This is a genomic window from Cognatilysobacter segetis, assembly GCF_004359965.1.
GTDB lineage: Bacteria > Pseudomonadota > Gammaproteobacteria > Xanthomonadales > Xanthomonadaceae > Cognatilysobacter > Cognatilysobacter segetis.
The window spans coordinates 1-25,286 of record NZ_SMRQ01000002.1; the positions used below are offsets into that span (position 1 = coordinate 1).

Genomic DNA, 25,286 nt, shown 5'->3' on the forward strand with positions numbered 1-25,286 from the left:
GCCCGGCGCGGGACCGGGCGTCGAGAGACAACCTAACGGGCGGACTCAGTGGTGCGTGCGGCCCGAGCCCGACTTCTTGCCGCCGCCGTCCTGCTTGTTGACGGTGGCCCAGGCGATGCGCTCGGCGTCCTTGTCGGACTTGCCGGCCTTCTTCTCGCTGGACTCGATGTGCGAGGCCTCGCGCTTCTGCTTGTCGGTGTAGCTGGACTTGTCGCCGCGGCTCATGGCGCGCTCCGGTGGTGGGTTCGTCCCGGTGATACCGCCGCCGGTGTCGTGGCGGGGACAAAGCGGCCGTGACGTTGGTTCAGTGACCAATGGCAGGTTCGGTATATCGGACTTCGCACTACAGTGAAGTCGTCATCAGGCAGAGGCTCCGCCATGTCAGCCCAACCCGCCGCCGATCCCGACCTGCACCTGCGCAAGTTCCAGAAGGAGCTCAGCGCCGGGACGGTCTCGCTCGCCCTGCTCGCCGTGCTCGGCGAGGCCGCCGAGCCCATGTACGGCTACCAGATCGCCAAGCGGCTGGAACAGCTGGAGGGCGTGCTGGCCGGCAAGCAGAGCGCGCTCTACCCCGTGCTGCGCGGGCTGGAGGGGGCGGGGCTGCTGTCGAGCCACGTCGAGCCCTCCGTCTCCGGGCCGCCGCGCCGCTACTACCGCATCAACGACGCCGGCCGCGGCGTGCTCGCGCACTGGGCCGCCGCCTGGCGCGGCACGCGCGACTCGGTCGACGCCGTGCTCGGCCCGCTCGCCCGTTCCGACTCCACATCCACCGACGCCACCGCCCTCCGGGGAGACTCCGCATGAACGCCGCCCACACCTTCGCCCCCGGCCTGGCCGCCCCGACCACGATCGCCGAATACCTCGACCGCCTGCGCGCCGCGCTCGCCGGTGCCGATCCGGCGCTCGTGCAGGACGCGCTCTACGACGCCGAGGACTACCTGCGCTCCGAGATGGCCGCCAATCCCGGCCGCAGCGAGGCGCAGGTCATCGCCGACGTCGCCGGCAGCTACGGCGCGCCCGACGAGGTCGCCGACATCTACCGCGACACCGAGGTGCGCGTGCAGACCGCGCTGCAGGCACCGAAGCCGGCGGCACGCCGTTCCGCGCTGGGCCGCTTCTTCGGCGTCGCCGCCGAGCCGCGCACCTACGCCGCGCTGTTCTACATGCTGCTTTCGCTCGCGACCGGCATCTTCTACTTCACGTGGACGGTCACCGGCCTGTCGCTCAGCGCCGGCCTGTCGGTGCTGATCATCGGCATCCCGTTCGTGATCCTGTTCTTCGGATCGGTGCGCGTGCTGTCGCTCGTCGAAGGCCGGCTGGTCGAGGTGATGCTCGGCGAGCGCATGCCGCGCCGCCCGCTGTACGTCACCCGCGACGCGCCGTTGCTCGAGCGCATCAAGGCGATGTTCGTCGACCCGCGCACCTGGGGCACGATGCTCTACATGCTGCTGATGCTGCCGCTCGGCATCGTGTACTTCACCGTCGCGGTGACGCTGCTGTCGGTCGCCGCGGGCTTCATCGCCGCGCCCGTGCTCGCGCTGTTCGCCTGGGCGGGCGGGGTGCCGTTCGACAACTTCGAAGTCAGCGGCGTCGACTACTGGGGACTGCCGTTCGTGTTCGTCGGCGGCGTGGTGCTGCTGTTCGCGACGCTGCACCTGGCACGTGCGATCGGCCACCTGCACGGCCAGCTCGCCAAGCACATGCTGGTGCGTTCGGGGCCGGCCTACGCGGGCTGAGCCCGCGGCATCGCAAACGAAAACGGGCGCCGAGGCGCCCGTTTTTTTTCGTCCATCGCGGCTCAGCGCTTTGAATGCGCCGCGAAGAAATCGCGCAGCTTCGGATAGACCTGCGTGCGCCAGCGGCGCCCGCTGAAGATGCCGTAATGGCCGGCGCCCTCGACCACCAGATGCTCGACGTTGGAGGACGGAATGCCCGAGCACAGCTTCATCGCCGCGCGGGTCTGGCCGCGCCCGGAAATGTCGTCCAGCTCGCCCTCGACCGTCATCAGCGCGGTGTCGCGGATCTTCGACGGATCCACGCGCTGCCCGCGCACGTCCCACTCGCCCCGGGGCAGCAGGTGCTCCTTGAACACGATGCGCACCGTGTCGAGGTAGTACTCGGCCGGCATGTCGAGCACGGCGTTGTATTCGTCGTAGAAGCGGCGATGCGATTCGGCGTCCTCGAGGTCGCCCTGCACGAGGTTCTCGTAGAAATCCCAGTGCGACTGGAAATGCCGCTCCGGGTTCATGGCGACGAAGCCCATGTGCTGCAGGAAGCCCGGATACACCAGCCGCCCCGCGCCCGGATAGGGCGGCGGCACCGGATGGATCAGCTGCGACTCGAACCACCACATCGGCTTGTGCACGGCGAGGTCGTTCACCTGCGTCGGGTTCTCGCGCGTGTCGATCGGGCCGCCCATCATCACCAGTGAGCGCGGCGTGGCCTCGCCGCGCGCGGCCATCAGCGACACCGCGGCCAGCACCGGCACCGTCGGCTGGCAGACGCTGATCACGTGCAGGTCCGCCGCGCCAAGGTGGCGGATGAACTCCTCGACGTAGGCGATGTAATCGTCGAGATGGAACGGGCCTTCGGCGGCCGGCACCATGCGCGCGTCGACCCAGTCGGTGATGTAGACGTCGTGGTCGCGCAGCAGCGTGCGCACGGTGTCGCGCAGCAACGTGGCGTGGTGGCCGGACAACGGCGCGACGACCAGCACCTTCGGATCGTCCGCCAGCGCCGCGACGCCCTGGGCGTCGTCGGTGTAGCGCTTGAAGTGCAGCAGGCGACAGAACGGCTTGCGCAGCGATTCGCGCTCGACGACCGGATACGCGCGGCCATCGACATCGATTTCCTTGATATCGAAGGCCGGCTTCTCGTAATCCTTGCCCAAGCGGTAGAAAAGCTCGTAGCCCGCCGAGAGCTGCGGCGCGCCCGGCATGCCGCGCAGCCAGCTGCCCTGCGCGCCGAAGGCCTTGCTCATCGCATCGGCCCAGTAGGTCATCGGCGCGAGCCAGGCCCGGCCGATTTCATGCATCTGATAGAGCATCGGATCCCCCTGTTGCAGAGCAGCATAACCGCCGCCGGTAGGCCGGAACGTGATGCGGGTCGCCCCGTTCAGCGCGGTGTTTCGAGTGTCGCCGCAGCGTCAACGAGGCCCGGCGCGAGCCACAGGTGCGAGCCGAGCGGGGCGAAGCCCGCGCGTTCGAAGCGTTCGCGGTAGAAGCGCGCCGGGCGACGCCGGAACCCGTGGGTGTCGCCGGCGACCTCGTCGCCGGAGGTGAACGTCTCGAGGAACGCGATGCCCCCGCACAGTTCCGCGAGGCCGGGCAGGCCGGCGTCCAGCTCGCGGGTATCGAGGTAATGCATGACGTCGCTGCAGACGAGCAGGTCGACGGGCGGGCAGGGGCGCAGCATCGCGAAATCGCCGAACGCGGCGTGGTGCAGGTGGCGGCGCCGACTGAACCGCTCGACCGCGTATGCGCTGCTGTCGAAGCCGAGGTACGACGCCTTCGGGCGCAGCTTCTTCACTACCGGCTGCCACGCGCCTTCGCCACAGCCCACGTCGAGCACGCTGCGCAGCGGGCGCTCGAGCCAGTACTCGGCCGTGGCGACCGCCATGGCGACCTTACGCGACAGCCGCGCGGCGCCGCCGATCGCCTCGCGCTTCAGCGCGGGATCGCGGTACCAGCGTTCGAAATAGTCGCGGTCGTACTGCTTGGCCATGGGCGTGTCCGCTGCGGGTCGTCGTGGATGCGCGCGGGTGGGGCTCCGCGCGCGTGGCATCCTACCGGCCCCTCACCGCCGACGCCGCGCCCATGGCCTACTTCTGGACCAAGACCTTCCACGTGGTGTTCGTGATCGCCTGGATGGCCGCGGTGTTCTACCTGCCGCGCATCCTCGTCAACCTTGCGGAGGCGGGCGACGTCGCGCCGGTGCGCGAACGGCTCGTGCTGAGGGGGCGCCGGCTCTACCGCTTCGGCCACGTGATGATGGGCCTGGCGATCGTGTTCGGGCTGGCGCTGTGGCTGCATTTCGGCATCGCCGGCGGCTGGCTGCACGCGAAGCTCGCGGCGGTGCTCGTCGTGCTCGCGTTCTGGATCCTGTCCGGGCGCTGGCTCAAGCGCGCGGCCGCGGGCGGCGCGTTGCCGTCGTCGCGCACGCTTCGGCTGGTCAACGAGATTCCGGTGCTGCTGCTGGTGGCGATCGTCTACCTGGTGATCGCCAAGCCGTTCTGACCGCGCGGCAGCGCGCAAGGCGCCGCCATCGCTCGCTCGCTCAGTGCGCGGGCGCCAGCGAGGCCGGCATCGACACCGGCACGCCGTTCGCATCGCAACCGCCGGCGCGGCATACGGTCGCGCGCAGCGTCGGCGCGGCCTGCAGCAGGATGTGGAAGATCGCGTTCTCCTCCAGCGAGCCGCGCACCGCCTCGCTGCCGGGGCCGCGCGCCCAGATGCCGACGTCGTCGCCGCCGTGCGTCTCGTTGGCCATCGGCACCAGCGCTTCCTGCAGGTAGGACGGATCGGTGGTGTCGACCTGCGTCAGGTCGGGGCGCCCGTTCCTCGCCGGCTGGAAGCCCCGCGCGGTGTGCAGGTGGCGCTTCGGGCCTTCGGGCTGCGTCCCGCTCGCGCCGGTGTAGCCGGGGCCGTTCGCGTAGTTCAGCGTCGTGTACGGGCGCTTGTTGGCGTCGAGCGCCAGCGCGCCGCCACCGCCGCCTTCGCCGCTGATGCCGCGGACCTTGCCGAGGATCGGGTTGCCGCGCTCGGGATAGCCGACGAACGTCATCGTGTGGGAGTGGTCGGCGGTCACCAGGATCAGCGTGTCGTCGGCCGACGTCGCCTCGACCGCCGCGCGCACCGCATCGCTCATCGCGACCGTTTCGCCCAGCGCGCGGAACGCGTTGCCCTCGTGGTGCGCGAGGTCGATGCGCCCGCCCTCGACGAGCAGCACGTAGCCGCCCGGATTTCGCGAGAGCCGCGCGATCGCCGCGCGCGTCATGGTGGCGATGTCCGGCTCGCCGGCGGCGTCGCGCGGACGGTCGTGCTCGTAGTTCATGTGGCTGGGCTCGAAGAGCGCCAGCAGAGGCGCATCGACCGGCGCCTGCTGCAGCTGCGCCGCGTTCCAGACGTAGGCGCCGCCGGGATGGCGCGTGCGCCACTCGGCGACGAGGTCGCGTCCGTCCTGCCGCAGCCCACGCTTGTCCGCGTACTCGGGGTCCTGCGCGGTGGCCGGCAGAAAATTGGTGCGGCCGCCGCCCATCAGCACCTTCATCCGTCCGGCGAGCGGCGACTCGACCAGCTGGCGCGCGATGTCGACGCAGCCCGCCGTGCGCGCCGCCTCCGGCAGGTCGGCATCCGATTCCCAGTTGCGATCGGCGATGTGGGTGAACGTCGCCGCGGGCGTGGCGTGGGTGACGCGCGTGGTGGTGACGATGCCGACGTCGAGGCCGGCGCGCGCCGCCAGTTCCCATAGCGTGGCCAGGGGGTGCGCGCGCCCCGCGCCGCAGTCGCCGCGCGGCGCTTCGGGGCCGACCGAGATCACGCCCATGCGGGTCTTCACCCCGGTCGCGATCGCGCTCATGGTCCCGGCGGAATCGGGCGTCTGCGAATCGGTGTTGTAGGTCTTGCTCAGCGCCGTGTACGGGAAGTCCTCCCAGCCGAGGCGGTTCTCCTCGCCGGGGCGGCCCTGGCGCTGGCCTTCGAGGATGCGCGCGGCCGCGACGGTCGTCAGGCTCATGCCGTCGCCGAGGAACACGATGACGTTCTTCGCGCGGCCGCCCATCGCGCCGCGTGCAGCGGCCTGCGCGGCACCGGCACGGAACCACCAGGCGCTCGACTCGCCACCCGGACGCTCGATCACGGGCACGTCGACGGCGAACGTCGTCGCCTTCGGGGGCGTCGTGGTGCAGGCCGCGCAGAGCAGGGCGGCGGCGAAGGCGAGTGCGGCGGGCGTGTATCGGGGCATGGTCGGGCGGAAACGGGGGGAACCGCCGATTATGCGGAGCGCCGCGTACGCGCCGAGCCCCGGCGCGGCGGGGTGTGCGGTGTGTCACGCCCGCGGGACGCTGCGACGCCACGCGCGTCGTCGTTCCGCCACGCGGCCTCCGCTATGGTGCGGTATCGACCCCGACCGGACCGCCCATGTCCCTCGTCCAAGGCTGGCTGAAGATCCGTTTCTGGAAGCGCGTGCTCGCCGGCTTCGTGCTCGGCGCGCTCGCGGGCTGGGTGATGGGCCCGGCGGCGGCCACCTGGTTCGGGCCGCTCGGCGACCTCTACGTGCGGCTGATCAAGATGATCGCGGTGCCGCTGGTCTTCTTCGCGGTGGTCAACTCGGTCTCCGCGCTGCACGGCCAGAAGTCGATGGCCAGGCTCGGCGGGCGCACGTTCCTGTGGTTCGCGCTGACCGCGGTCGTGGCCGTGTGCATCGGCCTCGGCGTCGGCACGCTGATGCAGCCCGGCGTCGGCGTCGCGCGGCTCGCCGTGGATCCGGACTACGCGCCTCGCTACGTGCCGAGCGTGGCCAACGTGCTGCTGTCGGTGGTGCCGGACAACGCGTTCGCCGCCATGACCGGCATCGGCGAAAAGAAGAACGCGGCGGGCGAGATGGTGCTCGCCTTCGGCAAGGGCTCGATCCTGCCGGTGATCTTCTGGGCCGCGCTGCTGGGCTTCGCGATGGTCAAGCTCGGCGAGCGCGTGCCGCGCATGCGCGAGCTGATGGGCGAGGGCCGCGACCTGATGGTGCAGGTCACGCGGTTCGTGCTCGAGATGACGCCGATCGGCACCTTCGGCCTGATCGCCGCGCTGGTGGGCGAGTTCGGCTTCTCCAAGCTGCTGCCGCTGGGCAACTTCGTGCTCGCGCTGTACATCGCCTGCGCGGCGCACATCGTGATCACCTACGGCGGGCTGCTGCTCGCGCACCGGCTCAATCCGCTGCGCTTCTTCAAGGGCGCGTTCCCGGCCATGCAGGTCGCATTCGTCAGCTCGTCGAGCTTCGCGGCGATGCCCGCGTCGCTGCGCTCGGCCACGCACAACCTCGGCGTCGACAAGGACTACGCGGCGTTCGCCGTGCCGCTCGGCGCGTCGATCAAGATGGATGGCTGCGGCGCAATCTATCCCGCGCTGTGCGCGGTCTTCATCGCGCAGTACACGGGCGTGCCGCTCACCGCCGACCAGTACTTCATCGTGCTGATCGCCTCGGTGCTCGGCAGCTTCGGCACCGCGGGCGTACCGGGCACGGCGGTGGTGATGGCGACCGTCGTGCTCAGCGCCGCGGGCCTGCCGCTGGAGGTGATCGGCTACCTGTACGCGATCGATCGCGTGCTCGACATGATGCGCACGATGACCAACGTGACCGGCCAAGTGCTGGTGCCGGTGCTGGTCGCGCGCGAGACCGGACTGCTCGACGTCGAGCGATACAACGCGGGCCTGACGGACGTCGGCCTGGCGCCCGACGAGGCCGAAGCGGCCTGACCACCGGTCGCGTGGTACACCGACGCCCATGAGCGATCGCGAACTGACCCTGCGTTTCCTCGCCCAGCCCACCGACGTCAACTACGGCGGCAAGGTGCACGGCGGCGCCGTGATGAAGTGGATCGACCAGGCCGGCTACGCGGCCGCGGTCGCCTGGAGCGGGCACTACTCGGTGACCGTGGCGGTCGGCGGCATCCGCTTCCTGGCCCCGATCCGGATTTCCGACCTCGTCACCCTGCAGGCCAAGCTCGTGCATACCGGCACGACCAGCATGCATTTCGCGGTCGAGGTGCGCGCGCGGGATCCGAAGGACGCCGCGAGCGGCGATCGGTTGTGCACGCACTGCGTCATCGTGTTCGTCGCGCTCGACGCACCGGAGGGCAAGCCCGTGCCGGTGCCCGCGTGGACGCCGACCGACGAGGACGACCGCCGCCTGGCCGAATACGCGCAGCAGGTGATGGCGCTGAGCCGCGCGATCGAGCCGATGATCGAAGGGCTGCCGTCCAGCGCGGCCTGAAACGAAAAAGGCCGCCCGGGGGCGGCCTTCGACGGAAGCGCGCGGTGCGTCAGATGCCCGCGACGCGGCGCGCCTGGATGAACTTGCCGCTCCAGTAGCCGGTGTCCAGGTTCGAGACGGTGACGTCGCGGCCCGTGCGCGGCGCGTGCAGGAACTTGCCGTCGCCCACGTAGATGCCGACGTGGTCGACGCCCTTGCTGTGCGTGCTGAAGAACACGAGGTCGCCGGCGGTCAGCTGGCTGCGATCGACCGAGGCGCCGGTGTTGGCCATGTCGCGCGAGACGCGCGGCAGCTCGATGCCCAGCGCGTTGCGGAACACGTAGCCGACGAGGCCGGAGCAGTCGAAGCCGTCGGTCGAGGTGCCGCCCCAGCGGTAGGGCGTGCCCAGCAGCGCGAAGGCGCGCGACAGCACGCTCTGGACGCGGCCGCTGGCCGGTGCCTGCGAGGTCGCGGCCGAGCGCGCGCCCGGCACGATCAGGCGGTTGATGTCCGACGCCAGCATCAGCGCGCGGTCGGACAGGCTCATGGAATCGGGCAGCGCCGCGCGCGTATCGGCCGGGGAATCGGCGCGATCCGCCACCATCCCGCCGGTCGCCGGATCGGCGAAAGCCGGAACCGCCGCCAGCGCCAGAAGGGCGGCCAGAGCGGCGCGGGTGAAGGAGCGGTTGAAATAGTTCCGGGTCATCACCGGGGTCTCACTGAATCATCACGGGGCCATCATGCCCGCCGAACGCCGCCGTTTGGTTAGCAAGTCGTTAGGAAGCGGCCGCGGGGTTGAGGCCGGTGTCCCAGAAATGGGCTTCAGCGTCGTGACGACGGCCATAACGCGGCCGCTTGAACGGACGCTTCCGGGTCAGCGCAGGAGACGCCGGGCCCCGAGCAGGTGATCGCGCCAGTACGGGGCATCCAGACGGTCGAGACGGACGGTGCCGCCGCTGCTGGGCGCATGCACGAAACGGCCCTCGCCGACGTAGATGCCCACGTGGCTGACGTCCGAGCCTTCGCCGAACACCACCAGGTCGCCCGTCGCCATGCGTTCCAGGCCGATGCCGTCGCCGGCGGCGCCCAGCGCCGCCGAGGTGCGGGGCAGGGCGCGCGCGAGGCTGTCGTGGAACACGTAGCCCACCAGCCCGCTGCAGTCGAAGCCGGCCTCGGGCGTGTTGCCACCATATCTATAAGGAGTGCCGACCAGCGAAAGCGCGCGCATCAGCACGGCGGTGGCGGCCTCGGGCTGCGCCGGGGCCACGTTCGGCCACACGGCCGGCAGCACGAGGCGATGGGGTGGCGCGCGCCGCACGGTCTGTGGCGTGCCACCGCAACCGATGAGCAGCGCCGCCAGCAGCAGGCTCGCTGGCGCGCGCAAACGCTTGCCGGGATAATGCGCGGTTTCCATCGTCGGCAAGCTTGACGGCTCGTTCACGGGCCGGCAAGGCCGCCCGTCCCGCCAGCCGCCGCGTCCACGACCGGCACCGCCGGCCCGCTCCCGCCATCGCCGGCGGCATCAGGATTCCCATGAAGATCGAGAAGAACAGCGTCGTCCTCTTCCACTACAACGTCGCCGAGCAGGGTCAGGATTCGCTGGAATCCTCCGAGGGCCGCGAGCCGCTCGCGATCCTGGTCGGCCACGGCAACATTATCCCGGGCCTCGAGGAGGCGATGATGGGCCATGAGGCCGGCGACAAGTTCGAGGTCGACGTGCCGGCCGCGCAGGCGTACGGCGAGCGCCGCGACGGCCTGACCCAGCGCATCCCGAAGAAGCATTTCGAGGGCCAGCCGCTGCAGCCGGGCATGCAGGTCGTTCTCAACACCAACTTCGGCCCGCGTGCGGTGACGATCGAGAAGGTCGGCATGACCGTCGTCGACGTCGACCTCAACCATCCGATGGCCGGCAAGGACCTGCACTTCTCGATCGAGGTCGTGGAAGTGCGCGAGGCCAGCGCCGAGGACCTCGAGCACGGCCACGTGCACGGCGAGGGCGGCCACCAGCACTGAGCCGCCACCGCGGTCGGCTGTCCCGGACGGGCCCGCGCGAGCGGGCCTTTCCTTTTCCGGGGCCCGGTGGGTCGACCGGGCCCCGGCCGCCGCACGTGGTGGCGCGGTACGGGGCGCGATCGCACCCGTGGCGCCAAAAGAAACGGCCCGCCGTAGCGGGCCGTTCCGGTTTGCGATGGATCCGCCGATCAGTTGACGTTGACCGCGCTCCACGCCGCGGCGACGGCGTTGTACTGCGCCGAACCGGCACCGTACAGGTCGGTCGCCGCCTTGAGCGTCGCCACGCGGGCGCCCGCGTAGTTCGTGCTGGAGGTCATGTACACCGTCAGCGCGCGGTACTGGATCTTGGCCGCGGCGTCGCGGCCGATGCCGGTGACCGTCGAGCCGTTGCAGGTCGGCGACGTGTGGTCGACGCCGTTGAAGGTCTTCGCGCCGCTGCCTTCGGCCAGCAGGTAGAAGTAGTGGTTCGAGGGGCCCGAGGAGTAGTGGACGTCGAGCGACCCGACGGTCGAGGAGTAGCAGTCGACCGAGCGGCCCGCACCTTCCAGGCTCGGGTGGTACATGTAGCGGAGCGCGTGGTTGCCCTGCGGATACTTGATGTAGATCTTCTCGCCGATCAGGTAGTCGCCCGGATCGCTGGCGTTGTTCGCGTAGAACTCGACCATCGTGCCGAAGATGTCGGACATCGATTCGTTGAGGCCGCCGGACTCGCCCGAGTAGGTGAGGTTGGCCGAGCGCGAGGTCACGCCGTGGGTCATCTCGTGGCCCGCGACGTCGAGGTCGACCAACGGCGCATACGTGACGCCGTCGCCGTCGCCGTAGCTCATGCAGAAGCAGCCGTCGGACCAGAACGCATTGACGTAGTTGCGGCCGACGTGGACGCGGTTGTACGCGCCCTTGCCGTCATTGGCGATGCCGTTACGGCCATGCACGTTCTTGAAGTAGTCGAATGTCACGCCGACACCGTAGTGGGCATCCGCACCCGCGCTGGCGCGGTCGGACTTCGTGTTGTTGCCCCAGGTGTTGTCCGCGTCGGTGAAGATCGTGCCGGTGCCGGGCTTGCTGGTCGAACCGTTGTTGAAGTCGGTGGTGTACGTGCCGCCGCGCAGGGTGTCGCGCATCTCGAAGCCGGTGGCGGTCGAGTTGGTGGCGAGCGCGACGTTGCCCGAAAACAGCGTGCGGCCGGTGCCGGTGGCGCCGGCGGTGTGGATGGTGTCCCACTTGTCGAGCACGCGGCCCGAGTCGGCGTCGACGATGAAATGCATGTTCGTCGGCGTCTGGTCGGCGGTCTCGCCGTCGAAGGTGACTTCCCACGCCAGCACCGGACGGGCGCCGCGCGCGTAGATGACCTTGCGCGCCGTCGGCGTGCCGGTGAAGTCGGTGCCGAACTGCGCACCCGCCTCGACGATCGCGGCGTTCGCGTCCAGGCGCGGCGCGATGTTCGGGCGGGCGCTGGAGTTCAGGGTGAGCGACGCCGCCTTCAGCTGGCCGTTGCGCGAATGCATGACCACGTCGCCGCCGATGACCGGGAGGCCTAGGTAGGTGCGGTCGAAACGGACGTGCTCGGTGCCGTCGCGGTCGACGATCGTGCTGCGCACGACGAATTCGTCGCCATCGGTCCCGCGGACATCGGCACGGTGGGTGTTCATCAGGCCGCGGGCGCGCTGCACCGCGGAGCTTTCGCTGCTGCCGGCGACCGCGTAGGCCGAGACACCGAGGACCGCGAGCACGGCGGCGGCGAGGACGCGCGAGTTCGTGTTGGACATGGAGACCCCTGTAAATGGATTCGGATGACGTGGGCTGTGGACTCGACCGCTCGGGCGGAAGACCTCAGCGTCCGGCGGCATCCTGTCGGCGCGGCGCGTGCGGTAACGCCGAACATAGGAAAAGCGGCCATGATTCGCTGATGCATTTCCTGTTATGAGTAGTGCGTCACATAAATTTCGCCAAGTCGGTCCGAAATGCTGCGGCGCCGCAGTCCGACTGCGCGGCCCGGAGTCGGCGTAGCGCGGCGACGATCGAGCGACGGCGCGGGGGTACACCGGCGCGGACGTCCCGGCGCGACATGCGAAAATCCGCGACGCACCTTTCCCGGCGCGCATTCCGGCCGCGACCGCTCCGCGCCGACCTCCGCCACTTCCGGACTCCCATGGCCTCCGCGCCCGAACCGATCTGCGACGTCCTGATCATCGGCGCCGGCGTGAGCGGCCTGGCCTGCGCGCTGGCGCTGGCCGAGGCGGGACGCGGAGTGCGCGTGATCGACGCCGGCCGTGTCGGTGGCGGCAGTTCGCATGGCAACTGCGGGACGATCACGCCCAGCCATGCGCCGCCACTGGCCGCGCCCGGGATGGCGCTGAGGGCGTTGTCGATGATGCTCACGCCCGATGCGCCGCTGTACATCCGGCCGCGCGTCGACCCGGCGCTGTGGCGCTGGCTCTGGGCGCTGCGCGGGCGCTGCAATCCGCGGCACTGGCAGGAAAGCGCCCGTGCCAAGGCGGCGCTGCTGCGCGACTCCCGCGATCGGCTCGAAGCGTGGATCGAACGCTACGCGCTCGACTGCGAGTTCGCGCCCAGCGGCGAGGATTACGTGTTCCGCGATCCGCGGGCCTTCGAGCGCGGGCAGCACGAGCTGGCGCTGCTGCGCGAGCTCGGGATCGGTGTCGACGTACTGGACGGACGCGCCTACGAGGCGGCCGAGCCGGCGATGCGGCCCGGGGTCGCCGGTGCGATCCGGTTCGACGGCGACGCGGCGCTGCGGCCGGACCGTTACGTCGCCGAACTCGCACGGGCGGCGCGCGAACGGGGCGTGGCGATCGACGAGCACCGGCCGCTGGTGGCGTTGGCGCAGGACGCGAATGGCACCGTCGTGGACACGACGTCGGGGCCGCTGCGCGCGCGCGACGTCGTGGTCGCCGCCGGCGCGTGGTCGCCGCGACTCGCGCGCACGCAAGGCCTCGGCTGGCTCGCCCGCACGATCCAGCCGGGCAAGGGCTACTCGATCACCTACGACCCGCCGTCACGCGTGCCGCGGCGTCCGCTGGTCCTGCGCGAGCGCGCGGTCTGCGTGACCGCCTGGGCGAGCGGCTACCGACTGGGCAGCACGATGGAGTTCTCCGGCTACGACGAGGGCCTCGACGAGCGCCGCCTCGGCGCGCTCGAGCGCGGCGCCGCCGAGTACCTGCGCGAGCCGGTGGGCCCGCGCGTGCGCGAGCGCTGGTTCGGGTGGCGGCCGATGTCGCTCGACGATGTTCCGCTGATCGGCGCGGTGCCCGGCCGCGCGGGCCTGTGGCTCGCCACGGGCCACGGGATGATGGGCGTGGGAATGAGCGCGGGCACCGGCCAGTTGCTCGCCGACCTGATGACCGGCGCGACGCCCGCGATCGATCCGACGCCCTACCGGCCGGATCGTTTCGCCCGCTGACCGCGTCGTCCGGCCGCGGCGACGCCGCGCAGGCGGGCGCCGCATTAACGTGTCGCAATCGATGCCTCGCATCGCCGACAACGGATTACCGATGACCGACGCGTCCGCGCACACCGACTTCGACCTCATCGTGATCGGTGGCGGCTCAGGCGGCCTCGCGGGCGCCTTCCGCGCCGCGGGCCACGGCGCCCGCGTCGCGCTGCTCGAGCCCGGCGCGCTGGGCGGCACGTGCGTCAACGTGGGCTGCGTGCCGAAGAAGGCGATGTGGCTGGCGGCGGAAGTCGCCGGCAAGCTGCGCCAGGCTGCGGTGCTGGGCTTCGAGGCCTCGCCCGCGACGCTCGACTGGACCACGTTCGTCGCGCACCGGGAGCGCTACATCGAAGGCATCCATGCCGGTTACCGGCGGCGTCTCGAGGCGGCCGGCATCGCGCTCATGCCCACGCGCGGCCGGCTGCTGGACGCGCACCGCGTGCGCACCGACGACGGCCTGGTGCTGAGTGCCTCGCACGTGCTGATCGCCACCGGCGGGCATGCCGTGCGGCCCGACCTAGCCGGCGCCGAACTCGCGGGCCTCTCCGATGACTTCTTCGCCTGGCGCGCGGCGCCCGAACGGGTGGCGATCGTGGGTGCGGGCTACGTCGCGGTCGAGCTGGCCGGCGTGCTGCAGGCGCTGGGCAGCCACGTTTCGCTACGCGTGCGCGGACGCCGGCTGCTGGAAAGCTTCGACGCCGAGATCAGCGACCAGCTGGCCGAGGACTACCGGCAGAGCGGCATCGATTGCCGGTTCGCGACCGCCACCACCGCGATCGAGCGCGTCGACGACGGCCTCCGGCTGCGCGACGGCAACGGGGAATGGAGCGAGCCCGTGGACGCGGTGCTGCTGGCGACGGGACGCCGGCCCAACGTGCAGGGCCTCGGGCTGGAGGCTGCGGGCATCGCGCTCGACGCCGATGGCTTCATTCCGGTCGACGCCTTCAACGGCACGGCGGTCGAGGGCGTGTACGCCGTCGGCGACGTCACCCCGTCGCCGGCGCTGACGCCGGTCGCCATCGCGGCCGCACGCCGGCTGATGGACCGTCTGTTCGGCGGTGGACCGCGCAAGGCGCTGGTGCTGGACGACGTGCCGACCGTGGTCTTCTCCCACCCACCGATCGGCCGCATCGGCCTGACCGAGGCGCAGGCGCGCGAGGCATTCGGCGACGACGTGCACGTGCTGCGCGCGGGTTTCCGCCCGATGCTGCACGCGCTCGCGGCGTCGCCCCAGCGCAGCCTGTTCAAGATCGTCTGCACCGGCGCGGACCGCCGCGTCGTCGGGCTGCATCTGCTTGGCGACGCCGCCGACGAAATGCTGCAGGGCTTTGCGGTCGCCATGCGGCGGGGCATCACCCTGGACGACCTGCACGATACGATCGCGATCCATCCGACCAGTGCCGAGGAAGTCGTGCTGATGCGCTGAGCACGCCGCCGCGATGAACGACGACCTCCTCACCACCGATACGTTCACCCTGTACCGCGGCCGCACGCCGCTGCTCGTCAGCCTGCCGCACGACGGGAGCGAGATTCCCGATGCATTGGCCGCGCGCATGACCGACGAGGCGCGCGCCGCGCCCGACACCGACTGGCACGTATCGCGCCTGTACGCGTTCGCTCGCGACGCGCTCGGTGCGTCGCTGCTGGTGCCGCGGTATTCGCGTTACGTGGTCGACCTCAACCGACCGCCGGACGACACCTCGCTGTATCCCGGGCAGAACACGACGGGGCTGTGCCCCGCGCGCTGCTTCAGCGGTCGCGACGTCTATCGCGAGGGCGGCGCACCCGACGAGGACGAGGTGCGCCAGCGTGTCGACCGGTACTGGCGGCCCTACCACGACGCCCTCGCGACGGAGCTCGCGCGCCTGCGCGCCGCGCACGGCCGCGTGGGGCTGTGGGAAGGACATTCGATTCGGGGCAGCGACCTGCCATTCCTGTTCGAGGGACGACTTCCCGACCTCAATCTGGGAACCGCCGGAGGCGACAGCTGCCGCCCTGCGTTGCAGGCGCAGCTCGAGGCCGTGCTCGACTCGCAGTCGACCTACGACTGGGTGTGCAATGGCCGGTTCCGCGGCGGCTACATCACCCGCCATTACGGCCGTCCCGACGACGGCGTCGACGCGGTGCAGCTGGAAATCAGCCAGCGCGTCTACATGGACGAGGCGAGCGGCCAGTACGACGACGCGCGGTCGATCGCGCTGCAGGCGCTGCTCGACCGGCTGCTGCGGGTGATGCGCGACGTGCGCTAGTACAGCAGGCAGTCCTTGCAGTGCGCCTCGATGTGGCGCACCACGCGCTGCAGGCCCGCGGTCGTGCGGATCAGCTCGCGCGGCGAGGCCGACAGCGCCGGCTCGTCGGTCTCGAGCCATGCATGCATCCGTTCCACCGAGCCGTGCACGTCGCCCAGCGCCCGGTGCAGGCGCACCAGCAGCAGCGCGCGTTCGGCGAGTTCGCTCCCCGGCGTGATGCGTGCATGGCCGGCGACGATCGCGTCCGCGGTCCGGTCGTCCACGTCGAGCACGTCCGCGAGCTGGTCCACGCCCATGCCCAGCGCGCGCACCGCCCGGCGCGTGTCGAGGGCAAGCGCCTCGGTCGAGTGCCGTGCGTTGCCTCGAACCACGTCGAGGGCTTCCGAAGATTGGACGGTCATCATGCTCACGGCCCAAGCGTCCGCCAGCGGCGATGACGGGGAGGTACAGGACGGCCGCCGGCGCTGCGGTCGTTCAGGTGCGCGCCGACCGGCGGTCGGTCCGGCGGTCGAACCGGCGATGGACGCGGTGGCCTGCATTCGCGCGTGAAGCCGTGGGGTTCCAACCATAGCGCCCGTAACGAAAAGGCCCGCATCCGCGGGCCTTTTTTTAGTCGGCGTACCGGTCAGTGGCCGGCGGGCAGGTGCTTGGCCAGGAATGCTTCCATGCGGCGGTACAGCTCGGCCTGCGACTCTGGACTGTAGAAGCCGTGGCCCTCGCCGGGCACCACGTACGTCTCGGGGACGTTGCCCGCGGCTAGCATCGCCTTGCGCATCGCGTCGTACTGGTCGATGTGCGCGGTCTGGTCGTCCTTGCCGTGTACCAGGAAGACCGGCAGCTTCACTTCGTCGGCATGCAGGGCCGGCGACATCGCCGACAGCACCGCCGCATCCGCGCCCATCGTGCGCGCGACGTAGCGCTGGGAGCCGTCGTTGGAGATCCGCTTCTGCGCGAGCGCCAGGTCGTACACGCCGGCATAGCCGATCGCGCACTTGAACAGGTCGGGCTGCACGCGCGACGCCTGCAGCGCGGCGTAACCGCCGTAGCTGACGCCGTAGACGCAGACGCGGTCGCCGTCCACGAGCTTCTGCGCCTTCGCCCATTTCACGCCGTCGACCATGTCGTTGATCAGCAGGTCGCCCCAGTGCGTCCAGCCGTCGCGCTGGAACTGCGCGCCCCGGCCGCCCGAGCCGCGGTAGTTCACCTGCAGCACGGCATAGCCACGGCTCGCGAGGAACTGCGCGTCGACGTCGTAGCCCCAGGTGTCGGCGATGCCGAAGGGCCCGCCGTGCGGCATCAGGATCAGCGGGCGCGGGTCGTCGCTGCTGGTCGTGTAGAAGCCGTAGATCCGGCGGCCATCGCGCGCGGTGAATTCGACGGGCACGCTCGTCGCCATCGCATCGGGCTTGATCCACGGCGCGCGTTCGCCGATCAGCGACACCTTGTTGGCGCGCCGGTCGAGCAGGTAGTACGCGCCGGGATGGCGATCGGAGGTCACGGTGAACAGCACGCGCTGGCCGTCGCGGCTGACCCCCGCGATGCCCACGAGCTCGCCCGGGAACGCCTTCATCAGGCCGGCATGGAGCTTCGCCCATTCGGAGGCGGGGTCGAAGTACTTCACCGACGGCTTGCCCGACGTGTACATCGCGCCGAACGGCTCGCCGCTGTAGCCGGCGCGGAGCAGCGTGGTGTACTCGAGGTCCGCATGCGACGCGAGCGGCGTGCGGGTGCCGGCGGACATGTCGACGCGGTACATCTTCGCGTTCTCGCCGCCGTCGGCGATCTCCAGCAGCGCGACGTTCGGGTCGGCGGTGAACAGCCCGCCCGTCACGTCGTAGCCGACGAGGTTCCTGGGCATCGGGCGCCAGTCGGACGTCGGCGTGCGGCGATACGCGAGCACCGGCTCGTCCTGCGCGTCGTACGTCGTGCGGATGCGCGCACGGCCGCTGCGGTCGAACAGGAAGCGCCCCGGCCCCTTCGAACGCTCGATCTCGCTGCGCTCACCGGTAACGCTGTCGACCTTGTAGATCGCGGTGTCGGGTTCGTCCCCGCAGTTCCAGCAGGTGAACTCGACGAGCATCTTGCCGGGCTCGTCCGGGAGCAGCTTCGCGACGCTCGCGAAGCCCTGGTCCTTGCGGCGGCCGGGGTAGGTCAGGCCGTCCGGCTGGTAGCCGAACAGCAGGTCCTGGTGCTTGCCGTTGATGTCGGTGGTCAGCAGCTCGCCATAGCTCACGGGCAGCGGCTTGAAGGGGCGGTTCCGCGCGCGCGCGATCACGATCTGCTCGTCGGACGTCCAGACGATGTCGATCACGTGCTGCTTCAGCGGGAAGCGCAGCACCTGGGTCGACCCCGATCCGTCGAGCTTCAGGATCTCGAGCTGCGTTTCCTTGCCGTCCTTCGACGGAACGGCCAGCGCGACGTAGTCGCCCGATGGCGACAGGCTGGCTTCGTTCAGCTCCGCGTGCCGTGCCAGATCATCGATCCGGACCGGATCGGCGGACGCCTGGAAGCACAGCACAAGACCCACGGCGGCGGCGCGCCGGCCCCATGTCGACATGTTCGTTCCCCTGGTTGGTTCAATCCCCGGGGCCAGTTTAGGGGAGCCGGATCCGGGACGCCTGAACCGGCCGGCGCTGCGGCGGCCATAAGGAAACGGCCCGCGCGTGCGGGCCGTCGGGGCGGTGGGGTCCGCGGGCGCCGGGGGCTCAGACCTCCAGCGTCGCGAGGTCGCCCTTGCTCTCCAGCCAGGCCTTGCGGTCGGAGGCGCGCTTCTTCGCCAGCAGCATGTCCATGAGCGCGAGCGTCGCGTCCTGGTCGTCGACGGTGAGCTGCACCAAGCGGCGCGTGTCGGGGTGCATGGTCGACTCGCGCAGCTGGTCGGGGTTCATCTCGCCGAGGCCCTTGAAGCGCGTGACGCTGATCGAACCCTGCGGCGCGCCTTTCTTCTTGGCGGCGCGGTCGCGCTCGATGCGGTCGATGAGGATGCGCTTTTCTTCCTCGTCGAGCGCATAGAACACCTGCTTGCCCACGTCGACGCGGAACAGCGGCGGCATCGCGACGAACACGTGGCCCGCTTCGACGAGGGTCGGGAAATGCTTCAGGAACAGCGCCGAGAGCAGCGTGGCGATGTGCAGTCCGTCGGAGTCCGCGTCGGCGAGGATGATCACCTTGCCGTAGCGCAGGCCGCTGAGGTCGTCCTTGCCCGGGTCGCAGCCGATCGCGACCGCGAGATCGTGCACTTCCTGCGAGGCGAGCACGCTGCCGGACGCGACTTCCCACGTGTTGAGGATCTTGCCGCGCAGCGGAAGGATCGCCTGGAAGTCCTTCTCGCGCGCCTGCCGCGCGCTGCCGCCGGCCGAGTCGCCCTCGACCAGGAACAGCTCGGTGCGCGAGAGGTCCTGCGAGGCGCAGTCGGCCAGCTTGCCGGGCAGGGCAGGGCCCTGGGTGATCTTCTTGCGGACGACCAGCTTCTCGGTCTTCAGGCGCGCGGCGGCACGCTCGATCGCGAGCTGCGCGATGCGCATGCCGAGGTCGACGTGCTGGTTGAGCCACAGCGAGAACGCGTCGTGCGCGGCCGATTCCACGAAGCCCGCGGCCTGCCGTGAACTCAGGCGCTCTTTCGTCTGCCCGGAGAACTGCGGGTCGGTCATCTTGATCGACAGCACGAACGCGACGCGGTCCCACACGTCCTCCGGCGCGAGCTTCACGCCGCGCGGCAGCAGGTTGCGGAAGTCGCAGAATTCGCGCAGCGCGTCGGTGAAGCCGGTACGCAGGCCGTTGACGTGCGTGCCGTGCTGCGCAGTGGGGATCAGGTTGACGTAGCTCTCCTGGACCAGCTCGCCCTCGGGCACCCACGCGGCGGCCCAGTCGACCACCTCGGTCTCCTTCGCGAGCGAGCCGACGAACAGCGACGGCGGCAGCACCTCGCGATCGCCCAGCTCGCCCTTCAGGTAGTCGCGCAGGCCGTTCTCGAAGTACCACTCGTCGCGCTCGCCGGTGGCCTCGTCGAACAGACGGACGGTGAGGCCCGGGCAGAGCACGGCCTTCGCGCGCAGCAGGTGGCGCAGCGCGCGCGCGTTGAACTTCGGCGTGTCGAAGTACTTCGGGTCCGGCCAGAAGTGCACGCGCGTGCCGGTGTTCTTCTTGCCGACGGTGCCGATGACCTCGAGCTTGGAGTCGCGGAAGCCGTCCTTGAACGTCATCCGGTATTCGTTGCCGTCGCGGCGGATGCGCACGTCGACCCTGGTGCTCAGCGCGTTGACCACGCTCACGCCGACGCCGTGCAGGCCGCCCGAGAACGTGTAGTTGTTGCCGCTGAACTTACCGCCGGCGTGCAGGCGGGTGAGGATCAACTCGACGCCGGGGATCTTCTCCTCCGGATGGATGTCGACCGGCATGCCGCGGCCGTCGTCCTGCACGGAGCAGCTGCCGTCGGCATGCAGCGTGACCTCGATGGTCCGCGCGTGGCCGCCCAGGGCCTCGTCGACGGAGTTGTCGATGACCTCCTGCGCCAAGTGGTTGGGGCGGGCGGTGTCGGTGTACATGCCCGGGCGGCGCTTGACCGGGTCCAGCCCGGACAGCACCTCGATATCGGCGGCGTTATAGCGCTTGTTCATTAGTCGGAATGCTAACAGAGCGCGTCGCAGCGGCTGGGACGGCGTCGAGCTGAATGGGCGGTTCAGCGGCGGGCGCGATGTGAACGACGCTTTCACGGATCGGGAACACCGGCCGCCGGTAGGGTCCGCGGCGAGATCGCGTCGGCCCCCGCCGCGGTCCTCTCCCTCCCCCACGAGCCATTAGCCCATGACGAATCGCCTTCTTGCTGTCGCGGTTGCCGCCGCCCTCGCCAGTCCCGCCGCTGCCGTCGCGCAGGTCAGTCTCGGTCTGCCCGCCACCCCGCCGGCCGGCGCCGCGGTGACGCTGCCGAGCCCGCCGCTGCCGCCGGTGGCGGCCACCGCGCCGCGGGCCGCCGATCGTGCCGTCCAGGCCGTCTCCAAGACGCCGACGGCTGCGGCCAACTCGGCGGTGACGGCCGGTGCGACCGTCTCGGCCGACGGTGCCGCCGTCACCACGGGCACCACCACGGGCATCGACGCGGGTGACGCCGGCGCGACCGTCGGCACCGCCACCGAGATCAAGGCCGACACCGGCAAGGCGCGCCGCACGACGGCCCGCGCAGGCACCAAGGCCGCGACGAAGGCCGGCCGCACGGCCAGCAGCGCGGTGTCGCGCACGACGGACGCCGCGACGAACTCGGCCCTCACCGCCGGCGGTGCCGTGACCGGCACTGCGGCCACCGCCGTCGATGCGGCGACCCCCGTCGCCGCCACGACCGCGGACACGAGCGCGTCCGCCACGGCCGCCGTTCCCGCCCGCGTGAACGCGCAGGGCGCCGTCAATGCGGCGACCGGCGCCGTCGACGCGGTGTCGGGCAATGTCCGCGCCGCCGAGCGCTCCGCCGTGACCGCCGCGGCCGGTACCACCGTCGGCGACGACGCGCTCATCGGCACCGGCCAGGCCTCCGCCAAGGCCGACGTGGCCGCCGGCAAGAGCGATGCCAAGACGTCCAAGCCCAAGCGCGCCGCGCATAAACACAAGTAAGCGACCTCCACCGCAGCACCGACGCCCCGGCTCATACCGGGGCGTCGTCGTTGGGATCCGCGAAGGTCGCGGTGCGGCGCGCCGACCGGTAAACTACGGGTTTCCAGCGTACCCGTGCCCATGACTTCCCCAAGCCATGTAACGCCGCTCGTGTTCGTCACCGGCGGCGTGGTGTCCTCGCTCGGCAAGGGCATCGCGGCGGCCTCGCTCGCGGCCATCCTCGAAGCACGCGGCCTGCGCGTGACGATGATGAAGCTCGATCCGTACATCAACGTCGATCCGGGCACGATGAGCCCGTTCCAGCACGGCGAGGTGTACGTCACCGACGACGGCGCCGAGACCGACCTCGACCTCGGGCACTACGAGCGCTACGTCCGCACGCGCCTGTCCCGCAAGAATTCGATCACCACCGGCCGCATCTACGAGTCGGTGATCCGCAAGGAGCGCCGCGGCGACTATCTCGGCGGCACCGTGCAGGTGATCCCGCACATCACCGACGAGATCAAGCGCGCGATCGTCGACGCCACCGACGGGTTCGACATCGGCCTCGTGGAGATCGGCGGCACCGTCGGCGACATCGAATCGCTCCCGGTCCTCGAGGCGATCCGCCAGCTGCGCAGCGAGCGCGGCCCCGAGTCGACGCTGTTCATGCACCTCACGCTGGTGCCGTGGATCGCCGCGGCCGGCGAGCTGAAGACGAAGCCGACGCAGCACTCCGTCAAGGAACTGCGCTCGATCGGCATCCAGCCCGACGTGCTTCTCTGCCGCAGCGAGCAGCCGCTGCCGGATTCGGAGCGTCGCAAGATCGCGCTGTTCACCAACGTCTCCGAGCGCGCGGTGATCTCGGCCGTCGACCTCGACAACATCTACAAGATGCCGCGCTTCTTCCACGACCAAGGCCTGGACGACATCGTCATCCGGCGCCTCGGCCTGGACGCCGGCCCGGCGGACCTGTCCGAATGGGACGCGGTGCTGGACGCCAGCGAGCACCCGGTCGACGAGGTCACGATCGGCGTCGTCGGCAAGTACGTCGACCACCCGGACGCGTACAAGTCCGTCGCCGAGGCGCTCAAGCACGGCGGCCTGCGCCAGCGCACGCGCGTGAAGCTGCGCTGGATCGAATCGAGCGATGTCGAGAAGCAGGGCATCGCCGCGCTTCAAGGCGTGGACGGCATCCTGGTGCCCGGCGGCTTCGGCGATCGCGGCTTCGAGGGCAAGGTGCTTGCCGCGAAGTACGCGCGCGAGCACGGCATCCCGTACTTCGGCATCTGCTACGGCATGCAGGCGGCCGTGGTCGATTACGCGCGCAACGTGTGCGGGCTCGAAGGCGCCAACAGCACCGAGAACGACAAGCACTCGCCGCATCCGGTGATCGGCCTGATCACCGAATGGCGCACCTCGACCGGCGACGTCGAGCGCCGCAGTGAGGAGAGCGACCTGGGCGGCACGATGCGCCTGGGCCTGCAGGACCAGCGCCTCAAGCCGGGCACGCTGGCGCGCGAGACGTACGGGCGCGACGTGGTGGGCGAGCGCCATCGCCATCGCTACGAGTTCAACAACCGCTACCGCACGCAGCTGGAGGACGCAGGGCTCGTCATCTCTGGCAAGTCGATGGACGACCTGCTGGTGGAGGTGGTGGAGCTGCCGCGCGATGCGCATCCGTGGTTCCTGGCCTGCCAGGCGCATCCGGAATTCCTGTCCACCCCGCGCGACGGCCATCCACTGTTCATCGGCTTCATCCACGCCGCGCGCGACCACAAGGCGCATGCGCATGACGCGGCGTCGACGGCGGCGCACGCCTGATGCGCGTCCCGCGTTTCCCTTTCCCTGCCGCGCGCGCCCCGGGCGCCGCGTCGCGTTGGAGCAATCGATGAACCTCTGCGGATTCGAGATCGGCCTCGACAAACCGTTCTTCCTGATCGCCGGCCCCTGCGTGATCGAGTCGATGGAACTCCAGATGGAGACCGCCGGCCGCCTGAAGGAGATCACCGCCGAGTTGGGCATCCCCTTCATCTTCAAGTCGAGCTTCGACAAGGCCAACCGCACGTCGATCTCGGGCTTTCGTGGCCCGGGCGTCGAGGAAGGCCTGAAGGTGCTGTCGGAAGTAAAGCGTCAGCTCGGCGTGCCCGTGCTGACCGACGTGCACGAATACACGCCGATCGACGAGGTCGCGAGCGTCGTCGACGTGCTGCAGACGCCGGCCTTCCTCGTGCGCCAGACCGATTTCATCCTGAAGGTCTGCAGCGCCGGCAAGCCGGTGAACATCAAGAAGGGCCAGTTCCTCGCACCGTGGGACATGAAGCCCGTGGTCGAGAAGGCGAAGTCGACCGGCAACACGCAGATCATGGTCTGCGAGCGCGGCGCGAGCTTCGGCTACAACAACCTCGTGAGCGACATGCGCTCGCTCGCGGTGATGCGCGAGACCGGTTGCCCGGTCGTGTTCGACGCAACGCATTCGGTGCAGCTGCCCGGCGGGCAGGGCACGTCGAGCGGCGGCCAACGCCAGTTCGTGCCGGTGCTGTCGCGCGCGGCCATCGCGGCGGGCATCGACGGCATCTTCATGGAGACGCATCCCGACCCGTCGAAGGCGCTGTCGGACGGCCCGAACGCGTGGCCGCTGCCGAAGATGCGCGCGCTGCTCGAAACGCTGAAGGCGCTCGACGACGTGACCAAGCGCAACGGTTTCCTCGAATCCACCCTGTAAGGACGACGCCCGAAACATGACGACGATCGCCACGATCCACGCCCGCGAGATCCTCGACAGCCGCGGCAACCCCACGCTCGAAGCGGAAGTCACGCTGGCCGACGGCAGCTTCGGCCGCGCGATGGTGCCGTCCGGCGCCTCGACCGGTACCAAGGAAGCGGTGGAGCTTCGCGACGGCGATCGCACGCGCTACCTGGGCAAGGGCGTGACGCAGGCGGTCCGGAACGTCAACACGACGATCGCGCAGGCACTGGCCGGCTTCGACGCCGCCGACCAGGGCGGGCTCGATCGCCGCCTGATCGACCTCGACGGCACCGACAACAAGGGCCGGCTCGGTGCGAACGCGCTGCTCGGCGTGTCGATGGCGAACGCGCATGCCGTCGCCGCGTCGAAGAAGATGCCGCTGTGGCAGCACCTCGCGAACGGTCGCGACGTCTCGCTGCCGGTGCCGATGATGAACATCATCAACGGCGGCGCGCATGCCGACAACAACGTCGACCTGCAGGAATTCATGGTGCTTCCGGTGGGCTTCGACAGCTTCCGCGAGGCGCTGCGCGCAGGTACGGAAATCTTCCACGCGCTCAAGAGCGTGCTGAAGGGCCGTGGGCTGAGCACGGCCGTGGGCGACGAGGGCGGCTTCGCGCCCGACCTGCGCAGCAACGAGGAAGCGCTGGAGACGATCCTCGAGGCGATCGGCAAGGCCGGCTATCGCGCCGGCGAGGACGTGCTGCTCGGCCTCGACGTCGCGTCCAGCGAGTTCTTCGAAAACGGCAAGTACAACCTGACCGGCGAGGGCAAGCGCCTGACGCCCGAGCAGTTCGTCGACTTCCTCGCCGACTGGTCGCAGCGCTATCCGATCATCACGATCGAGGACGGCATGGCCGAGCACGACTGGGCCGGCTGGAAGCTGCTGACCGAGCGCATCGGCTCGAAGGTGCAGCTGGTCGGCGACGACCTGTTCGTCACCAACCCGAAGATCTTCCGCGAAGGCATCGAGCAGCACGTCGCCAACGCGATCCTGATCAAGGTCAACCAGATCGGCACGCTGACCGAGACGCTCGAAGCCATCGCGATGGCCGATGCGAACCGTTACGCCGCGATCGTCTCGCACCGCTCGGGCGAGACCGAGGACACGACCATCGCCGACATCGCGGTGGCCACCACCGCGACGCAGATCAAGACCGGCTCGCTCTGCCGCAGCGACCGCGTCGCGAAGTACAACCAGCTGCTGCGCATCGAGGAACAGCTGGGCAGCGCCGCGCGCTACGCCGGCCGCGATGCGTTCGTTTCGCTGAAGCGCTGACCG

Annotated in this window: 22 protein-coding genes and 1 pseudogene; 13 read left to right on the plus strand and 10 right to left on the minus strand. The window is 70.2% G+C overall.

All coding sequences use genetic code 11. The features are described from left to right. Positions 1–57 precede the first annotated feature (57 nt). Positions 58–225: pseudogene (locus E4F61_RS00505) on the minus strand (HupB); the annotation flags it as partial. A gap of 153 nt (positions 226–378) precedes the next feature. On the opposite strand from E4F61_RS00505, the gene E4F61_RS00510 reads away from it, so the two are divergent. Further along, positions 379–804: a PadR family transcriptional regulator gene (locus E4F61_RS00510; RefSeq protein WP_133477388.1), complete on the plus strand. Its 426-nt coding sequence runs from the start codon at positions 379–381 to the stop codon at positions 802–804. Continuing rightward, positions 801–1,736 carry a sensor domain-containing protein gene (locus E4F61_RS00515; protein ID WP_133477389.1) on the plus strand — a complete coding sequence of 312 codons (936 nt, stop codon included), beginning with the start codon at positions 801–803 and terminating at the stop codon, positions 1,734–1,736. The genes E4F61_RS00510 and E4F61_RS00515 overlap by 4 nt, the downstream gene beginning before the upstream one ends. 62 nt (positions 1,737–1,798) lie before the next feature. Here the strand turns inward: E4F61_RS00515 and E4F61_RS00520 are convergent, their stop codons facing one another. Together E4F61_RS00520 and E4F61_RS00525 are read right to left on the minus strand one after the other, a co-directional pair. Next, on the minus strand, positions 1,799–3,046 hold the full coding sequence (locus E4F61_RS00520) for a polyhydroxyalkanoate depolymerase (protein ID WP_133477390.1): 1,248 nt from the start codon (positions 3,044–3,046) through the stop codon (positions 1,799–1,801). 68 nt (positions 3,047–3,114) lie between these two features. Then, positions 3,115–3,723, minus strand: coding sequence for a class I SAM-dependent DNA methyltransferase (locus E4F61_RS00525; protein ID WP_133477391.1), 609 nt, complete (start codon positions 3,721–3,723; stop codon positions 3,115–3,117). 92 nt (positions 3,724–3,815) lie between these two features. On the opposite strand from E4F61_RS00525, the gene E4F61_RS00530 reads away from it, so the two are divergent. Continuing rightward, positions 3,816–4,235 (plus strand): CopD family protein, encoded by a 420-nt coding sequence (locus E4F61_RS00530; protein ID WP_133477392.1) that lies wholly within the window; start codon positions 3,816–3,818, stop codon positions 4,233–4,235. Positions 4,236–4,275: 40 nt separating this feature from the next. Here E4F61_RS00530 and E4F61_RS00535 read toward each other — a convergent pair whose 3' ends face one another. Further along, the gene (locus E4F61_RS00535) at positions 4,276–5,961 is read right to left on the minus strand and encodes an alkaline phosphatase family protein (RefSeq protein WP_133477393.1); all 1,686 of its coding nucleotides are present in this window, start codon (positions 5,959–5,961) and stop codon (positions 4,276–4,278) included. A 176-nt stretch (positions 5,962–6,137) separates the two neighbouring features. On the opposite strand from E4F61_RS00535, the gene E4F61_RS00540 reads away from it, so the two are divergent. Both E4F61_RS00540 and E4F61_RS00545 read left to right on the plus strand, forming a co-directional pair. Beyond that, positions 6,138–7,466, plus strand: a complete 1,329-nt coding sequence (locus tag E4F61_RS00540) for a dicarboxylate/amino acid:cation symporter (protein WP_133477394.1) — start codon at positions 6,138–6,140, stop codon at positions 7,464–7,466. A 28-nt stretch (positions 7,467–7,494) separates the two neighbouring features. After that, positions 7,495–7,983, plus strand: a complete 489-nt coding sequence (locus tag E4F61_RS00545; RefSeq protein ID WP_133477395.1) for an acyl-CoA thioesterase — start codon at positions 7,495–7,497, stop codon at positions 7,981–7,983. Between the two features lie 49 nt (positions 7,984–8,032). Here the strand turns inward: E4F61_RS00545 and E4F61_RS00550 are convergent, their stop codons facing one another. Both E4F61_RS00550 and E4F61_RS00555 read right to left on the minus strand, forming a co-directional pair. Continuing rightward, positions 8,033–8,668 carry a C40 family peptidase gene (locus E4F61_RS00550; protein WP_133477396.1) on the minus strand — a complete coding sequence of 212 codons (636 nt, stop codon included), beginning with the start codon at positions 8,666–8,668 and terminating at the stop codon, positions 8,033–8,035. 168 nt (positions 8,669–8,836) lie between these two features. Then, positions 8,837–9,376 carry a C40 family peptidase gene (locus E4F61_RS00555; RefSeq protein ID WP_133477397.1) on the minus strand — a complete coding sequence of 180 codons (540 nt, stop codon included), beginning with the start codon at positions 9,374–9,376 and terminating at the stop codon, positions 8,837–8,839. Positions 9,377–9,495: 119 nt separating this feature from the next. Between E4F61_RS00555 and E4F61_RS00560 the strand changes: the two genes are divergently transcribed. Beyond that, on the plus strand, positions 9,496–9,975 hold the full coding sequence (locus tag E4F61_RS00560; RefSeq protein ID WP_133477398.1) for an FKBP-type peptidyl-prolyl cis-trans isomerase: 480 nt from the start codon (positions 9,496–9,498) through the stop codon (positions 9,973–9,975). Between the two features lie 188 nt (positions 9,976–10,163). On the opposite strand, the gene E4F61_RS00565 is transcribed toward E4F61_RS00560, so the two are convergent. Continuing rightward, a complete protein-coding gene (locus E4F61_RS00565; RefSeq protein WP_133477399.1) occupies positions 10,164–11,741 on the minus strand; it encodes a M4 family metallopeptidase in 1,578 nt (525 codons plus the stop codon). Between the two features lie 383 nt (positions 11,742–12,124). On the opposite strand from E4F61_RS00565, the gene E4F61_RS00570 reads away from it, so the two are divergent. The 3 genes from E4F61_RS00570 to hutG all read left to right on the plus strand — a co-directional run bounded on the left by E4F61_RS00570 (position 12,125) and on the right by hutG (position 15,675). After that, positions 12,125–13,396 (plus strand): NAD(P)/FAD-dependent oxidoreductase, encoded by a 1,272-nt coding sequence (locus E4F61_RS00570; protein WP_133477400.1) that lies wholly within the window; start codon positions 12,125–12,127, stop codon positions 13,394–13,396. A 91-nt stretch (positions 13,397–13,487) separates the two neighbouring features. Continuing rightward, the gene (gorA, locus tag E4F61_RS00575; protein WP_133477401.1) at positions 13,488–14,852 is read left to right on the plus strand and encodes a glutathione-disulfide reductase; all 1,365 of its coding nucleotides are present in this window, start codon (positions 13,488–13,490) and stop codon (positions 14,850–14,852) included. A 13-nt stretch (positions 14,853–14,865) separates the two neighbouring features. Continuing rightward, positions 14,866–15,675, plus strand: a complete 810-nt coding sequence (gene hutG, locus E4F61_RS00580; RefSeq protein WP_133477402.1) for an N-formylglutamate deformylase — start codon at positions 14,866–14,868, stop codon at positions 15,673–15,675. Here the strand turns inward: hutG and E4F61_RS00585 are convergent. From E4F61_RS00585 to parE, 3 genes are all read right to left on the minus strand, one after another. Beyond that, entirely contained in the window at positions 15,672–16,076 is a 405-nt protein-coding gene (locus tag E4F61_RS00585) for an antitoxin Xre/MbcA/ParS toxin-binding domain-containing protein (RefSeq protein WP_162301348.1), read from the minus strand. The two genes, hutG and E4F61_RS00585, sit on opposite strands and share 4 nt — an antisense overlap. A 224-nt stretch (positions 16,077–16,300) precedes the next feature. Then, positions 16,301–18,232 carry an alpha/beta hydrolase family protein gene (locus E4F61_RS00590; protein WP_133477404.1) on the minus strand — a complete coding sequence of 644 codons (1,932 nt, stop codon included), beginning with the start codon at positions 18,230–18,232 and terminating at the stop codon, positions 16,301–16,303. A gap of 148 nt (positions 18,233–18,380) precedes the next feature. Then, positions 18,381–20,291 (minus strand): DNA topoisomerase IV subunit B, encoded by a 1,911-nt coding sequence (gene parE / locus E4F61_RS00595; protein ID WP_133477405.1) that lies wholly within the window; start codon positions 20,289–20,291, stop codon positions 18,381–18,383. Between the two features lie 187 nt (positions 20,292–20,478). Here parE and E4F61_RS00600 point away from each other — a divergent pair, with 187 nt between their 5' ends. From E4F61_RS00600 to eno, 4 genes are all read left to right on the plus strand, one after another. After that, the gene (locus E4F61_RS00600) at positions 20,479–21,276 is read left to right on the plus strand and encodes a hypothetical protein (protein ID WP_133477406.1); all 798 of its coding nucleotides are present in this window, start codon (positions 20,479–20,481) and stop codon (positions 21,274–21,276) included. Positions 21,277–21,396: 120 nt separating this feature from the next. Further along, positions 21,397–23,079 carry a CTP synthase gene (gene pyrG, locus E4F61_RS00605; protein ID WP_133477407.1) on the plus strand — a complete coding sequence of 561 codons (1,683 nt, stop codon included), beginning with the start codon at positions 21,397–21,399 and terminating at the stop codon, positions 23,077–23,079. Positions 23,080–23,146: 67 nt separating this feature from the next. Then, positions 23,147–23,980 carry a 3-deoxy-8-phosphooctulonate synthase gene (kdsA, locus tag E4F61_RS00610; protein ID WP_133477408.1) on the plus strand — a complete coding sequence of 278 codons (834 nt, stop codon included), beginning with the start codon at positions 23,147–23,149 and terminating at the stop codon, positions 23,978–23,980. Between the two features lie 16 nt (positions 23,981–23,996). Next, positions 23,997–25,283 carry a phosphopyruvate hydratase gene (eno, locus tag E4F61_RS00615; protein ID WP_133477409.1) on the plus strand — a complete coding sequence of 429 codons (1,287 nt, stop codon included), beginning with the start codon at positions 23,997–23,999 and terminating at the stop codon, positions 25,281–25,283. Positions 25,284–25,286 lie beyond the last annotated feature (3 nt).